We start from the raw sequence: 14036 nt of genomic DNA, 5'->3' as shown, positions 1-14036 counted from the left end.
CAGCTTAAAGTGTTTGAATGCGCGCTTCCAGTTGGACTTGCGCATGCGCCGAAGAAGGCAGCCTGGTTTGCAAGGTAAAGTGACGCTTCTGTCACCCGGTAGGCGGCACGAGCGGCTAAAGTGCGCGTTTGCGCCGATTTCCGGTTACTTTTATTTGAAGAGAAGTCCAAATGCCGTTGTCCAATGGGCCGTCGAACGGCCTGTCAAACGATGCTGCGCAGAACAGCGCCTTGAAACAGGCGGTGTTTCTGCACACGGGCTGGCGTAGTGCGGGAACGTGGGTCTGGTCGCGTCTGCGCGAACTCGAGACCGTGACTGCCTTCTATGAACCACTCAGCAATGTGCTCGCGGACCTGAGCCTCGCCGACGTTTCCGCGTCGCGTCCCACGCTGACCTCCGGGCACCCGCCGCTCGCCGCGCCGTACTTTGAAGAATACCGGCCATTTTTGCAGGAGAGTACTCGCGGTGTGGCCGGATACCGGAGAGGCTTCAGTCTCGATCGCTTTGCAAGCGAGCCGGACGCGGCGTTTGCCCCGATGCAAGCCTATTTGCGCAATCTGTGCGAGCGCACTACCGAACAGGGCCGTGTGCCGGTTTTCAAGTTTTGCCGTTCGTCAGGCCGTCTGCCCTGGCTGAAGCAGGCTTTTCCGCGGGCCATGCACGTGGGCGTGTTGCGCAATCCGGCGTCGCAGTTCGCATCGGGATGGTTGCTCAGCCGGCAATGGAGCAATCCGTTTTTCGTGGCTGCGCCGTTTCGTGTGCTGGGGCTGAATCAGACGGATCCGCTGGTAAAGCAGGCTATCGAAATCTGCGGCGTGAGTTTGCCGCCTGCCGCGCCCACGTCGGAAGACGCTTATGCAGCGGCGTGCGAGCACTATGCGCGCACGGCTGAAGGCAATAACGCGTATCGGGCATTCGTCGCGTTGTGGATTCTTTGTGCGTTGCGCATGGCAGACGGCGTCGATCTGCTGGTCGACATCGACCGGCTTGGGGCCTCGCGCGACTACGCGATGGAATTGAGCGCGGGGTTCGAAACGCAAAGCGCTTTGTCGCCCGACTTCGGCAACGCACGCGACCTGGTTGAAGAGACGCGTCGCAGCGCCGCACGCATGAACGGAATCGACGGACGGTCCATGCGCACGGTGCATTCCGCCGCGCTCAAATTTCTCAAGGCGCATGCCGGGGCAAACGCCGCCTTCGTGGAAGTGATCCGCGAGAAGATGGTGCTCGCCAACGAATTGACCGACGCATGGCGCTGAGCATTCGCCGCGCGCGGTGACGGGCACTGAACGCGGCGAGGCGAACTCGCCGCCTGCCGCCTAGGCCGCCGCCGAAACGGCCGCGCGCAAACCCAGCAGGTAACTGTCGACCCCAAAGCCGCAAATCTGCCCTTTGACGATTTCCGCAAAGACGGATTGATGCCTGAACGCTTCGCGCGCGTGGATGTTCGACATGTGGACTTCCACCACCGGCACCGTCAAGATCGCCAGCGCATCACGAATGCCGTAGCTGTAATGCGTCCATGCGCCGGCGTTGATCATGACGCCGTCGGCGTTGTCCGTGAAGGCCTGATGGATGCGCTCGCACATGGCCGCCTCGCTGTTGGTCTGAAAGCTCTCGACCTGGACGCCCAGTTCCTTACCCAATGCCTGCAAGCTGCTATCGATTTCGGCCAGTGTCACCGTGCCGTATTGCGCGGGGTCACGCTTGCCGAACATGTTGTGATTGATGCCGTGGAGCATCACGAATGTTTTCATGGGGCTTCCCTCGCGTGACGGAATTAGTGGTGTGGGCGGCGCGACGTCAATGGGCCGCGGCGACTGCGGGCGTCGTATCGATCGCGAGGCCCGTGTCCGCCGCTGCGGCGATCGCCTCGGTAATGCGCAGGTTCTGCAGGCCGTCGCTGGCGCTGACGAGCGGCTCTGCTTCTCTTCGAATGACATGCACGAAATGGTCGAGCTGAAGCTTGAGCGGATCGTCGCGGGTCATGTCGGCGACGCCGGTTTCGAAGGGTTTCCACCACGAACGATCCGCGGCTTCCCGATAGGTCTTCAGCCGCATGGTGGGCACGGCGAGCGAGCCGAAAGTGCCCGCGATCACATAGCAGTCTTCATCCGGATACGAAGGGTAAGCCTTGTTTTCCTGCGAGGTCTGTTCCCAACTGCGAGCGCTTGCCGCCGTGTCCGACAGCATGAAGCTGCCGAGCGCGCCGCTCGCGAAGCGCAGGTTGATCGCCACCGTGTCTTCGACTGGAAAGCCGCGTGTCGCGTGCGAGGAAAACGCCTGCACAGCGACGATGTCGCCGCATAGCATGCGCAGGTTGTGCACCTCGTGGATCATGTTGAGCAGAATCGGCCCACCGCCCGGCTGGCGCCGCCATGGTGCGTCGGAGAAGTACTGGCCCGGTTTGAAAAAGACCGCGCTGCCCATCACCGCCACCAGTTTGCCGAGCCGGCCTTCGTCGATCAGTTGCCTTGCGCGGGCCATGATCGGACTGTGCGCGCGATGATGCCCGATCAGCAACGGCACGCCGCAGCGCTCGACCTCACGGACCAGCGCCTCGGCGGCGTCGACCGTGGGCGCTATCGGCTTTTCGAGGAGCGTCGGCACGCCGGCCGCGAGGCAGGTCAACGCGTGCTCTACGTGCAACTGGTTCGGTGTGGCCAGAATCACGCCGTCTGGACGATCCCGTTCGAGCAGTTCCTCGAGCGTCCGGTAAAGCGGAACGCCGGCCTGGAAGGCGAGCGCTTGCGCCGCCGACGACGGATCGACGATCGCCGACAGCGTGCATGTGTCGCTCTGCTGGGCGACAGCCATGTGCGCGCGGCCGATGTAACCCGCGCCCGCTACGGCGATCCGGATCCGGTTCATGGGCGAATTCCTCCGAAGGTCGGGAGCGCGCGATTACGCGAGTGCTTTCTTCGCTTCAGCCATGGTCTCGGCGCGCATGCGCTCATAGCTGAGCTTGTCGATCGGCACCGCATTGGGCTCGCCCAGATCGCTCAGCTTGACGCGGTAGTTCTCGCGTGCGCTCCATGCGGTCACCGCTGCAATGATGGTGATGCCGAAGGTGATTGCCCCGATGATGAGCGGCACGTTATGCGATCCGGGCGGCGCGACATAGGCAAACAGCGCGGGCAGCAGGGCGGTGATCGTCGTGCCGATGTTCTGGCCGATGGCCATGGCGGAGACACGTGAGCGGGTCGGGAACAGTTCCGGATAGAAGCTCGGAAAAGTGGCGTTATACCCTTGATAGATGATGCCCCACATGAGGATCGACATCACCATGGCGAGCGGCACGTTGCGGATGCTGATCGCGTAGAGGTAGCCGAACGAGAGCAGACCCGCGCCGAGCGCGCCGACGATGATCGGCAGGCGCCGGCCGATCCGGTCTGACAGATTGCCCACATAGGGAATCACCAGCACGGCGACGATGTTGCCGATCACCGGAATCCACAGATAGACGCTCTTGGAAAAACCGATGCCGTACGAAGCTTGCACCGCGTAGGCCGCGCCGAAGATCGTGGCGACGACCGGGATCACGTTCATCAGCGAGCAGCCGACCACGCGCAGCATATCGCCCCAGTTGTAGCGGAAGGCTTCGACAATCGGCGATTTGGGCACGTTGCCGCTCTCGTCTTCCTTGGCGAAGGCGGGCGTTTCGTGGACCTCGCGGCGAATGATGTAGCCGGCAATCAGCACCACCGCGCTCAACAGGAAAGGAATGCGCCAGCCCCACGAGTTGAACGAGCTCTCTTCCATGTAATACGCGAGCGGCAGGAATACCGCGGCGGCGAGAATCTGGCCCGCCTGCACGCCTTGCAGCGTAAAGCTCGCGTAATAGCCGCGCCGCCCGAATGGTGCGTGTTCGAGAATCATCGAACTCGCGCCCGAGATTTCACCGGCCACCGCGAAGCCCTGAATCAGACGAAACACCACCAGCAGGGCGGGGGCGAGCAGCCCCACCTGATGATAGGTGGGCAGGAAGCCGACCGCCATCGTCGAGATGCCCATCAGGAACATGCAGACGAGCAGGACGTTCTTGCGGCCGTGGGTGTCCCCCCAATGCCCGAGCACGAGCGCACCGATCGGCCGCGCGACGTAACCGACCCCATACGTGGCGAGCGAAGCCACGATCGCGATCTTCGGATTGCCCGAAGGAAAGAACAACTGCGGAAAGATCAGCGCCGCTGCCTGCGCGTAGATGAAGAAATCGTAGTACTCGAGCGCCGAGCCAATCCAGCCGCTGGCGGTTGCCTTGCGAGCCTGCGAGCGGTGCTCGTGGCCTCCCGCCGATGTATTCGTTTCCATGTCGTCTCCTGAACAGAAATGTTTTGATCAGCTTCTACGGCTGATTCATTTGCGTCCTGAAAGTGAAACTATGCAAGCCAGGATTTACCGGGGCACGGTCCGCGTGCGGTGCCCGAATGCTGCGATGCAGCGGGTGAATCCGCGGTCATAGGGTTAACCAGTGCCTGGTTGTCCGGAGTATTTGTCAGACCCGCCTGGCTTGCCCGATCGACCCGTTAAGGCTAGGGTAATGTGCTTCTGTACCGACACAATGCGGCCCAATGGAAAAGCAGAATGCGCTCACAGCCAGCAATGAGTCTTTCCTGCGCGACCTCCAGTTGTTCTGCAACATTGCCCGCCGGGGCAGCTTCGTGGCGGCATCGACTGACATGGGGCTGTCGCCCTCCCATGTGAGCAAGCGCCTTGCCATGCTGGAAGCAAGCCTCGGTGTGAAGCTCTTTCAGCGCACCACGCGCCGCGTCAGCATGACGAGCGACGGCGAGGCCGCTTTGCAGTGGGCGCAGAAAATACTCGAGGACGTGCAGGGCATGGCCGACGCGTTCGCCGACCGGCGCACCGAGTTGCGTGGTTTGCTGCGCATCAGCACGAGCTTGAGGCTCGGCCGCAAACACGTTTCGCCGATTCTGGCCATGTTGCGCAAGCGGCATCCGAACCTCGAGATCTGGCTGGAATTGCTGGACCGGCGCGCGGACCTCGTCGGCGAGAACTTCGATATCGACATTCGGGTGGGCGCAGTGCAGGAGCCTCACCTGATCGCGCACAAGATCGTGGAGAGTGCGCGAATACTCTGCGCGTCGCCCGAATATCTGGAACGGCGCGGCACACCGCTCGAACTGGCCGAGCTGGCGCAGCACGATTGCCTCCTGTTTCGCGGGCGCGACGACCGCTTCGGCGTGTGGCGCCTGAGTGGGCCGGACGGCGAAAAGAGCGTGAAGGTGACGGGCAGCGTTGCGTCCAACCTCAGCGATATCGTGGTGCAGTGGGCGAGGGATGGCTTCGGCGTGGTGATGGTATCGATCTGGGATGTCGCCGAGAGCCTGCGTGCAGGCGAACTGGTGCGTGTGCTGCCTGACTACATGCAATCCGCCGACGTATGGGCGGTGACGGCGGAGCGGTTGTCGTCGTCGGCGAAGGTCCAGGTGTGCATCGAGTTCCTCAGGGAGCAGCTGACGAGTGGGCCCTACGCGCTGGTGACGCGCGGCGTTGGCGGGTTTTGACGGGATTTTTGTCGGGACGCCGCGCGAGGGTGGGCGAGATCCACGTTCCAATACAGTTGTCACGCAGAAAACAATACAGTGAGGCGCGGTTTTATTTGGCTGTATCGGGAGTATGACCGGCACCGTCGATACAGTTGGCAAGTCTCAATGGAGCCTGCCGGCGAGCGGATGCCCGCTCAGGGTGGCGCGACGTAGCCCGATTTTTTGCCTATGCCCCGGCGCTGGCATGCCGCGGTTGATCCCGAACACGAGGTAAGACATGAATGCAGTGAATGAACAAGCAAAGCTGTCGGTGCAGCAGTTGGGCCATTACATCGGCGGTGCGCCGGCCGCGCCGGCCAGCGGCCGTTTCAAGGACGTGTTCAATCCCGCCACCGGCAAGGTGACCGGCTCGGTCGCCCTCGCGTCGGTCGAGGAAGTGGATGCGGCGGTCCAGGCCGCCAAGGCTGCTTTTCCCGCCTGGAGCGAGACCGCGCCGCTCAAGCGCGCGCGCATTCTGTTCAAGTTCAAGGAACTGCTCAACCAGCATCACGACGAACTGGCCATGCTGATTACACGCGAACACGGCAAGGTGTTCACGGACGCGCAGGGTGAAGTGGTGCGCGGCATCGAAGTGGTCGAGTTCGCGTGCGGCATTCCGAACCTGCTCAAGACCGATTTCACCGACCAGATCGGCGGCGGCATCGACAACTGGAATCTGCGTCAGGCCCTCGGTGTGGTCGCCGGCATCACGCCGTTCAATTTCCCGGTCATGGTGCCGATGTGGATGTTCCCGGTCGCGCTCGCCTGCGGCAACACGTTCGTGCTGAAACCCTCGGAGCGTGATCCGTCGGCGTCGCTGCGGATTGCCGAATTGCTGAAGGAAGCCGGTTTGCCCGATGGCGTGTTCAACGTCGTCAACGGCGACAAGGTGGCGGTGGATGCGCTGATCGATCACCCGGACGTGGCGGCGCTGTCGTTCGTGGGCTCGACGCCGATCGCCGAATACATTCACACGGAAGCGTCGAAGCGCGGCAAGCGCGTGCAGGCGCTCGGCGGCGCGAAGAATCATCTGGTGGTCATGCCCGACGCCGATCTCGACCAGGCGGTCGACGCGCTGATCGGCGCGGCCTACGGGTCGGCAGGCGAGCGCTGCATGGCGATCTCGGTCGCGGTGGCGGTCGGCAACGTGGCCGACAAGTTGATTGAAAAGCTGGTGCCGCGCGTCAAATCGCTCGTCATCAAGAACGGCGAAAGTCTCGACGCCGAAATGGGTCCGCTGGTTACCGCCGAACATAAGGCCAAGGTGGCCGGTTATATCGCCTCGGGCGAAGCGGAAGGCGCGAAGCTGATCGTCGACGGCCGCGCGCACGCGGTGGCGAGCGAAGACGGCTTCTTTATCGGCGGCACGCTGTTCGACCACGTCGGCACGGAAATGAAGATCTACAAGGAAGAGATCTTCGGCCCGGTGCTGGCGGTGGTGCGTGTACCCGATTTCGCGAGCGCCGTTGAGTTGATCAACGCGCACGAGTTCGGCAACGGCGTGTCGCTCTTCACGTCGGATGGCGGTGTGGCGCGTGCGTTCGGCCGGCAGATTCAGGTAGGCATGGTGGGCATCAACGTGCCGATTCCGGTGCCGATGGCATGGCATTCGTTCGGCGGCTGGAAGCGTTCGCTGTTCGGCGACCATCACGCCTATGGTGAAGAGGGTGTGCGCTTCTATACGCGCTACAAGAGCATCATGCAACGCTGGCCGGACAGCATTGCCAAGGGGGCTGAATTCACGATGCCGGTGGCGAAGTAGGTCTTCTGGCGAGTCTGTCGGAATGAGAAAGCCGCGCCTGGTCAGGCGCGGCTTTTTTGCATCAGGCCTTCACAACGGCTTGTTAAACGCCCGAAGACGAATCTTCTTCCACTTCGCTCAACACGGCGTTCTGCACGGCGACCGCGGGGCTCACATACGCGGGCGCCTGGCGTGGATCGTCGACGCTATAGCGCAACCGCCCGCCCTGGACATACACACGCAACTGGCGGTACTTCACCAGATAGAGCAAGCCGACCACCGCCGCCGCGAATCCCGATGCCGCGCCCACGCCGAGCGCCCAGCGCGGGCCGAAACGGTCGGCGACCCAACCGACCACCGGCGCGCCGAGCGGCGTGCCACCCAACGCGATGGCCAGCAGAATCGCGATGACCCGGCCGCGCATGGCGGGCTCGGTGGAGAGTTGCACGAGACTGTTGGTAGAGGTCGTGAAGGTTTGCGTCGATACGCCGATCACGATCAGCACAAGGCCGAACAACACATAGTTCGGCATGAGCGAGGCCACGGTACAGCCCACGCCAAACACGCCCGCCGCGCCGAGCAGCAGCGCCATGCGCGGTTTCGCCCGGCGCGCGGCAAGCAGCGCGCCGGTCACGGAGCCGATCGCCATGGTCGAACTCAATACGCCGTATTCGCCGGCACCCGCATGAAATGCGGTGACCGACATCGTCGAGATGAAGATCGGGAAATTCAGGCCGAACGTGCCGATCAGGAACAGCATCAGCAAAGCGGCCTTCAGGTCGGGACGCTTCCACACGTACTTGAAGCCTTCCACGAAACTGCCGCGTGAGCGCACCGCGCGCGGCTTCAGATGCAGTTCGCTCACCCGCAGCATGCGCAGCGAACCGAGTACCGCGACGAAAGACAGCGCGTTGATGAGAAACACCCAGCCGGTGCCCACGGAAGCAATCAGCAGCCCCGCGATGGCAGGACCGATCATGCGCGCCGCGTTGAACGAGGTGGAGTTCAGCGCGACCGCGTTCGACAGATCGTGTTCGCCGACCAGATCCGACACGAAGGTCTGCCGTGCCGGCGAATCGAACGCGGTGACGCAGCCGAGCAGCCCCGCGAAGACATAGACCTGCCACAGTTGTACGAGCCCGGTGACGGTCAGGATGCCGAGGCCCAGCGCGAGAGACCCCATGGCCGCCTGGGTCGCGAACAGCAGCTTGCGACGGTCGAAGTGATCGGCGGCATAACCGGTCAGCGGCAACAGCAGCATTTGCGGGCCGAATTGCAGCGACATGACGATACCCACGGAGGTCGCGTTGTGCTGCGTGAGTTCCGTGAGGACGAGCCAATCCTGCGCCGTGCGTTGCATCCACGTGCCGACGTTGGAGACGATCGCACCGCTTGCCCAGACCCGGTAGTTGAAATTGCTCAGCGAACGGAAAGTGCCATTCACCGGGCTGTTCCCTGATGAAGGATGTGGGCGGCGTTCACGCTACGGCGCGGGTTCGAACTCAAGTTCATGCGTGCGATTGTTCGAGCAGATCGAGCACGTCTTGCGTCGTGCCGGTTTCGCCGACGCGCGGGAAGATGCGCGTGATGCTGTTGGTATGAGCGTCCGCATGGAGGTCGGTCATGGCGTCGACGACGAGCGTGACGTTCAGGCCAATTTCGTGTGCGTAGCGCGCGGTGGATTCGACGCCGATGCTGGTCGCCACGCCCACGAGTACGACCTGCGTGACGCCTTGCTCGCGGAGGTACGCTTCGAGATCGGTGTTCGTGAACGCGCCCCAGGTGCGCTTGGTGACCCGATGATCCGACGGCTGCGCGTTCAGTTCGGGCACCAGTTCGGCGAAATCCGCGGGGAAGTCGCCTGTATTGCGCGCCTGATCCGCGCGGCCCGGCGCGCCGCCGGCCACGTTGACGAGCACCACGGGCAGGCCGTGGCGGCGAAATGCCTGCGCAAGGGCGGCCGCGCGTTCGACGACTGCGCCGGTGGGGTGCGCGGTGGGCAGTGCGACGATGCCGCGCTGCAAATCGATGACGATCAGTGCGGTCTTTGCATCCAGCGTGGTGATTGGCATGAAGGGCTCCTGGAGTTACGAGTCGATGAGGCGTTTGAGCAACTCGACGCCGACAGCGAGTTGTTGTTGCTCGGCCGCCGAGAAGCGTGTCTGGATGGTGCGAAACAGCCAGTCTTCGCGCGCCGCGCGGCTGGCCTTGATCTTCTTGCGGAACGCGGGTGTGAGGGAGAGAACCGTTTGCCGGCCGTCGTTCGGATCAGGCGCGCCGCTGACCAGTCCGGCCGCTTTAAGTACCGACAGCGTCTCCCCCATGGACTGCGGACGCATGCCATGAGCACGCGCCAGCGCGGTGACCGTTGCCGGACCTTCGCGCTCCAGCAAGCCGAGAACCTGCACCTGCGAAGGGGTGAAATCGCCCACGTGCGATTCTTCGCGCAAGCGGCGGCGCAGTTTTCCGGCCAGCACGCGTAAGTCTTCCGCCATGCTGTGCACGGCTTCAGGATCGATTAATGGATCTTGCTGGGTCATGCCGCGATAGATATGAAGGCTACCTGTGAAGGTTACCTTCGTATCTGTCTGGCGTCAAGTTGAGCTAGTCGATCTGCTTGGCTGTTAGCCGATGCGCGGCGGGTGATCGGGTGTTCGGTGTCATGAAGCGGCGCTCACTTGCCCACTGCCCGGCGGCGATGTCAATATCGGGGCAAGTTGTCCAGAACGACCACCCTCACCAACCTGCGAAACGTCTCATGCAACACGCTCCTGCCATCACTTTCCGGTTCGCCGGGCAGCACGACGCGAACGCGATCCGCACCATTGAATTCGAAGCGGGGCAGCGCTTTTTCAGCGTCGATATGGCGGGGATCGCGGATGCGCCGCCTATGGATCTCGAACTCGTCGCCCGCAAGATAGCGGCACGGGAGATCATCGTCGCCGTCGGTGCCGACGCAACGTGCGTGGGTTTCGTGATGTTTGAGCCGCAACCCACGCGCATCTACGTGCAGGAACTCGACGTGCTCACCTCGCACGCCGGGCAGCGTATCGGCGCGGCGCTGATCGAGCAGGTCGCGCAACTCGCGCGTGCACAACGACTCCCGCAACTCATCCTGTCGACGTTTCGCGAAGTGCCGTGGAATGCGCCGTACTATCGCCGGCTCGGGTTTCGCGATATCGAAGAAGCCGAACTCGACGCAGCGCTGATCGAACGGCGCGATGCGCACATTGCGCGAGGACTCGATGAATCGAAGCGCGTTTTCATGCGGCATGATCTTGCCTGACGAGTCGTCTGGCCGCGCTATGTTCGCGCATAAAAAAGCGCGGCGGATGTGACCGGAACAGATCATTCCTGTCGCACCTGCCGCGCCTTTTTCTTCAACATCCTGCCTTACATTGGACGCTTTGAACCAGCCGTCCGACCTCCGCCGACTCAGCCTATAGCTTCGCCTTTTTCAGCTTGTTTTTCTGACGCTTACTCTACGGTTTCCAGCGTCGGGTAATCCACATAGCCGGTTTCGCCACGGGCGTAGTACGTCGCCGGATTCGGCTTGTTCAGCGGCGCATTCGTGGCGAAGCGGCGCACCAGATCCGGATTCGCAATGAACAGCTGACCCCACGCCACCGCGTCTGCCTCGCCGGCGTCGAGCACCTGTTGCGCGGTTTCCTTGGTGAACTTTTCGTTCGCGATATAGGGGCCGCCGAATGCTTTCTTCAGTTGCGGGCCGAGACGGTCGTCGCCGAGCGCTTCACGAGCGGCGATGAACGCGATCTTGCGCTTGCCGAGTTCGCGGGCCACATAACCGAAGGTGCCGGCCGGATCCGAATCGCCCATGGTGTGCGCGTCGCGGCGAGGCGCGAGGTGCACGCCGACACGGCTCGCACCCCACACGCCGATGCAGGCGTCGGTGACTTCGAGCAGCAGGCGGGCGCGGTTTTCGACCGGGCCGCCGTAAGCGTCGGTACGCTTGTTGGTGCTGTCCTGCAGGAACTGGTCGAGCAGATAGCCGTTCGCGCCGTGCACTTCGACGCCGTCGAAGCCGGCTGCCTTGGCGTTCTCCGCGCCTTTGCGGAATGCTTCGACCACGCCGGCGATTTCGTCGAGTTCCAGTGCGCGCGGCGTCACATAGGCACGCTCCGGACGCACCAGGCTCACGTTGCCCTGGGCGGCGATCGCGCTCGGCGCGACCGGCAGTTCGCCGTTCAGGAACAGCGGGTCGGAAATGCGGCCCACGTGCCAGAGTTGCAGAAAGATCTTGCCGCCGGCGGCATGCACGGCGCTCGTGACGAGCTTCCAGCCTTCAACCTGCTCCTGCGACCAGATGCCCGGCGTGTCGGCATAGCCCACGCCTTGCGGTGTGACGGAAGTCGCTTCGCTGATGATCAGGCCGGCCGTTGCGCGCTCGGCGTAGTACTTCGCCATCAGCGCGTTCGGCACGCGGATTTCTTCGGCGCGTTGGCGCGTGAGCGGCGCCATGATGATGCGGTTCGACAGCGTGATATCGCCAATTTGCAGCGGATCGAAAAGAGTCGGCATATGAGTTCACCTTTGACGGCGGGCATGTGGCCCGAGCGTGACAAAAATACTGCGTGATGAAAGAAGTGCGGAAAGGAGTGCGGCGATGCGGATCCGGCGCCTAGAGCCTCGTGTTCATGTGCTCGAGGAACGCCTGGATGACCGGCTCGTTGCGTTTGAAAAACACCCATTGACCGACTCGCTTCGACGTGACGAGCCCCGCGCGTTGCAAAGCCGCGAGGTGCGCCGACACGGTGGACTGCGACAGGCCGCAGGCCGCGTCGATCTTGCCGGCGCATACGCCGTGATCGAGCGGCAGTTCCTGGTCGGCGAAATGCGCGTACGGCTCGCGCAGCCAGCCGAGAATCTCCCGGCGAACCGGGTTGGCAAGCGCTTTGTGAATCGCGTCGATGTCGAGCGTCATTGGGGTGGGTTTCATGGTCTTCAACAACAGGCAGGCGCGGCGCCGGTTAGTGCGCAAACGCCTGCATCGTTACGTGACGAATTATATATCGTGTTTTTACGATATGCATGAAGACACTACAGGCTATGGGGTGATAGGTGCGCCCATACGTGCCGCACTCCGGCAGCGCTTCACCGCATGACGGCGTTGGACCGTCGCGGCTATATGCGAGAACGCTATTTGATCAGGATGCCTGCGCTTTATTCGTGCAGGTTTCGCTACATAAACAAGTCGCTGCGCGCTGCGTCCATGATCATCGCGACAGCCGGATGGCTGATTCGGCGCTCGATCGAAATGGCAAAGAATTCTTCGACGATCGATTTGATCTGCCCGACCATCTTCAGATTGTGCTCCGCCTGTAGCTGACGCTCCAGCACGGTGGGTGCGAAAAGCACGCCGCGGCCTTCACGACCGAACGCCATGGTCATCGCTCCGTCGTCGAACTCGCCGACGATGCGCGGCGAAATGGCATGCGAAGCGAGCCAGTGATCCAGCTTGCGGCGCACTGCGGATTCCGTGCCCGGCAGCAACACCGGCAACTGACCGAGCGACAGCGGAAAGCGCTTGTTGCCGCTTTGAATCAGCGCCTCTGCGCCAAAACAGCTGAGCGTCGAGCGGCCGAGCGGGTGATTGAACGCCTTGATGTTCACGTCGGCGGGAATGGGGGCGTCCGCGATGATCAGATCGAGACGGTGTACGGCCAGTTGGGCAAGCAGCGCGTGCAGTTTGCCTTCGTGACAGATCATACGCAGCGACGTGGAGGCGCTCAGCGCCGGTTCCAGCAGCCGGTAGGCGATCGCCTTGGGTACCGAATCCGCGATGCCGACGCGAAACCGTGTTTGCGCACCGGATTCGCTCTCGCGCCGCACGGCGCTCTCGAGTTCCGAGCCCAACGAGAATATTTCGTCCGCGTAGTCGAGCGCAAGACGGCCCGCGTCGGTCAGTTCGATCGTTCGCCCGTTTTTCCTGAACAGCTTCTTATCCAGCGCTTCTTCGAGCAGCTTGATCTGCCCGCTGAGCGTTTGCGGCGAGATGTGCAACTGCTCCCCGGCGCGGACGATGCCGCCCGCGTGCGCCGCGACCCAGAAGTAATGCAGATGCTTGAAGTTCACGCGTCCTCCGCCAAATTCATGACATTACGGTTTATTCGAAGTATTCGCATTAAAAATACGCATTTTTCGCTCAATCATGTTCAGTTACATTGAGGCCTCGTACTTAGGCGCCAGCGGGCGGCTAACGACAACTCACAGAGGTGACATATGGCATCGGTTGCGCAGCTCCTTCGCTCAAAAGCGTCACAGACAGTGTGGTCGACTCAGGCATCCGCTTCGGTTTACGACGCAATAGCGGTGATGGCTCACCGGAAGGTGGGCGCGCTGATCGTCGCACACCACGGTCGTATCGCCGGCATCGTGACAGAGCGTGACTACGCAAGAAAAATCGTTCTGATGGACCGCTCGTCGCGGCATACACCTGTGCGCGACATCATGTCGACGACTGTGCGCTACGTCAGTCCGGACCAGACAACCGAAGAATGCATGGCGCTCATGACGGCGGACCGGATCCGCTATCTGCCTGTCATTGCCGCAGCGCAGGTGATCGGCATGGTGTCGATCGGTGACCTCATCCAGAACCTGATTGTCGAGCAGGAACAGACCATCCAGCAGCTCGAGCACTATATCCACGGCAACAGCCTTCAGGCTGCCCAAAGTGGATTGCAGGCGCGACGGGCTGCAAGTTTGACCAGTCAATAATATTACTGTTC

General features: G+C 62.4%; 14 protein-coding genes. 5 read left to right on the top strand and 9 right to left on the bottom strand.

Going from position 1 to position 14036, the window contains the following annotated elements:
• The first annotated feature begins 170 nt into the window (after positions 1-170).
• Complete coding sequence (locus tag P0D70_RS01840) at positions 171-1259, top strand: hypothetical protein (protein WP_408181962.1); 1089 nt, start codon at positions 171-173, stop codon at positions 1257-1259.
• 60 nt (positions 1260-1319) lie between these two features.
• On the opposite strand, the gene aroQ is transcribed toward P0D70_RS01840, so the two are convergent.
• From aroQ to P0D70_RS01825, 3 genes are read right to left on the bottom strand one after another with little or no spacing between them, the layout of a single operon-like run.
• Positions 1320-1757: a type II 3-dehydroquinate dehydratase gene (gene aroQ, locus P0D70_RS01835; protein ID WP_408181960.1), complete on the bottom strand. Its 438-nt coding sequence runs from the start codon at positions 1755-1757 to the stop codon at positions 1320-1322.
• A 46-nt stretch (positions 1758-1803) separates the two neighbouring features.
• A complete protein-coding gene (locus tag P0D70_RS01830) occupies positions 1804-2871 on the bottom strand; it encodes a Gfo/Idh/MocA family protein (protein ID WP_408181958.1) in 1068 nt (355 codons plus the stop codon).
• 33 nt (positions 2872-2904) lie between these two features.
• On the bottom strand, positions 2905-4311 hold the full coding sequence (locus tag P0D70_RS01825) for an MFS transporter (RefSeq protein WP_408181956.1): 1407 nt from the start codon (positions 4309-4311) through the stop codon (positions 2905-2907).
• 260 nt (positions 4312-4571) lie between these two features.
• Between P0D70_RS01825 and P0D70_RS01820 the strand changes: the two genes are divergently transcribed.
• Complete coding sequence (locus P0D70_RS01820) at positions 4572-5528, top strand: LysR family transcriptional regulator (RefSeq protein ID WP_408181954.1); 957 nt, start codon at positions 4572-4574, stop codon at positions 5526-5528.
• Positions 5529-5787: 259 nt separating this feature from the next.
• Positions 5788-7311 carry a CoA-acylating methylmalonate-semialdehyde dehydrogenase gene (locus P0D70_RS01815; RefSeq protein WP_408181952.1) on the top strand — a complete coding sequence of 508 codons (1524 nt, stop codon included), beginning with the start codon at positions 5788-5790 and terminating at the stop codon, positions 7309-7311.
• Positions 7312-7393: 82 nt separating this feature from the next.
• Here P0D70_RS01815 and P0D70_RS01810 read toward each other — a convergent pair whose 3' ends face one another.
• From P0D70_RS01810 to P0D70_RS01800, 3 genes are all read right to left on the bottom strand, one after another.
• Positions 7394-8734, bottom strand: coding sequence for an MFS transporter (locus tag P0D70_RS01810; protein ID WP_408181949.1), 1341 nt, complete (start codon positions 8732-8734; stop codon positions 7394-7396).
• Positions 8735-8798: 64 nt separating this feature from the next.
• Positions 8799-9362 (bottom strand): isochorismatase family protein, encoded by a 564-nt coding sequence (locus P0D70_RS01805; RefSeq protein WP_408181947.1) that lies wholly within the window; start codon positions 9360-9362, stop codon positions 8799-8801.
• A 15-nt stretch (positions 9363-9377) separates the two neighbouring features.
• Complete coding sequence (locus tag P0D70_RS01800; protein ID WP_408181945.1) at positions 9378-9830, bottom strand: MarR family winged helix-turn-helix transcriptional regulator; 453 nt, start codon at positions 9828-9830, stop codon at positions 9378-9380.
• A 218-nt stretch (positions 9831-10048) separates the two neighbouring features.
• Here P0D70_RS01800 and P0D70_RS01795 point away from each other — a divergent pair, with 218 nt between their 5' ends.
• Positions 10049-10576 (top strand): GNAT family N-acetyltransferase, encoded by a 528-nt coding sequence (locus tag P0D70_RS01795; RefSeq protein ID WP_408181942.1) that lies wholly within the window; start codon positions 10049-10051, stop codon positions 10574-10576.
• Between the two features lie 191 nt (positions 10577-10767).
• On the opposite strand, the gene P0D70_RS01790 is transcribed toward P0D70_RS01795, so the two are convergent.
• From P0D70_RS01790 to nhaR, 3 genes are all read right to left on the bottom strand, one after another.
• Complete coding sequence (locus P0D70_RS01790) at positions 10768-11829, bottom strand: alkene reductase (protein ID WP_408181940.1); 1062 nt, start codon at positions 11827-11829, stop codon at positions 10768-10770.
• 100 nt (positions 11830-11929) lie between these two features.
• Positions 11930-12232 carry an ArsR/SmtB family transcription factor gene (locus P0D70_RS01785; RefSeq protein WP_091802383.1) on the bottom strand — a complete coding sequence of 101 codons (303 nt, stop codon included), beginning with the start codon at positions 12230-12232 and terminating at the stop codon, positions 11930-11932.
• A 257-nt stretch (positions 12233-12489) separates the two neighbouring features.
• A complete protein-coding gene (gene nhaR, locus P0D70_RS01780) occupies positions 12490-13383 on the bottom strand; it encodes a transcriptional activator NhaR (protein ID WP_408181937.1) in 894 nt (297 codons plus the stop codon).
• A gap of 147 nt (positions 13384-13530) precedes the next feature.
• On the opposite strand from nhaR, the gene P0D70_RS01775 reads away from it, so the two are divergent.
• The gene (locus tag P0D70_RS01775) at positions 13531-14025 is read left to right on the top strand and encodes a CBS domain-containing protein (protein WP_091802377.1); all 495 of its coding nucleotides are present in this window, start codon (positions 13531-13533) and stop codon (positions 14023-14025) included.
• Positions 14026-14036: the final 11 nt, after the last annotated feature.

The organism is Paraburkholderia sp. RL17-381-BIF-C (genome assembly GCF_046026435.1).
Taxonomy (GTDB): domain Bacteria; phylum Pseudomonadota; class Gammaproteobacteria; order Burkholderiales; family Burkholderiaceae; genus Paraburkholderia.
The sequence above is the reverse complement of the archived record's forward strand: the minus strand, read 5'-3'. Positions and strand labels throughout refer to the sequence as shown.

Bases quoted from the DNA above. Each gene is read 5' to 3' on its own strand.
- P0D70_RS01790 (WP_408181940.1), bottom strand. From the start codon at position 11,829: ATGCCGACTCTTTTCGATCCGCTGCAAATTGGCGATATCACGCTGTCG.
- P0D70_RS01805 (WP_408181947.1), bottom strand. From the start codon at position 9,362: ATGCCAATCACCACGCTGGATGCAAAGACCGCACTGATCGTCATCGAT.
- P0D70_RS01795 (WP_408181942.1), top strand. From the start codon at position 10,049: ATGCAACACGCTCCTGCCATCACTTTCCGGTTCGCCGGGCAGCACGAC.
- P0D70_RS01800 (WP_408181945.1), bottom strand. From the start codon at position 9,830: ATGACCCAGCAAGATCCATTAATCGATCCTGAAGCCGTGCACAGCATG.
- P0D70_RS01840 (WP_408181962.1), top strand. From the start codon at position 171: ATGCCGTTGTCCAATGGGCCGTCGAACGGCCTGTCAAACGATGCTGCG.
- P0D70_RS01815 (WP_408181952.1), top strand. From the start codon at position 5,788: ATGAATGCAGTGAATGAACAAGCAAAGCTGTCGGTGCAGCAGTTGGGC.
- P0D70_RS01820 (WP_408181954.1), top strand. From the start codon at position 4,572: ATGGAAAAGCAGAATGCGCTCACAGCCAGCAATGAGTCTTTCCTGCGC.
- P0D70_RS01785 (WP_091802383.1), bottom strand. From the start codon at position 12,232: ATGACGCTCGACATCGACGCGATTCACAAAGCGCTTGCCAACCCGGTT.
- P0D70_RS01830 (WP_408181958.1), bottom strand. From the start codon at position 2,871: ATGAACCGGATCCGGATCGCCGTAGCGGGCGCGGGTTACATCGGCCGC.
- P0D70_RS01825 (WP_408181956.1), bottom strand. From the start codon at position 4,311: ATGGAAACGAATACATCGGCGGGAGGCCACGAGCACCGCTCGCAGGCT.
- aroQ (WP_408181960.1), bottom strand. From the start codon at position 1,757: ATGAAAACATTCGTGATGCTCCACGGCATCAATCACAACATGTTCGGC.
- P0D70_RS01775 (WP_091802377.1), top strand. From the start codon at position 13,531: ATGGCATCGGTTGCGCAGCTCCTTCGCTCAAAAGCGTCACAGACAGTG.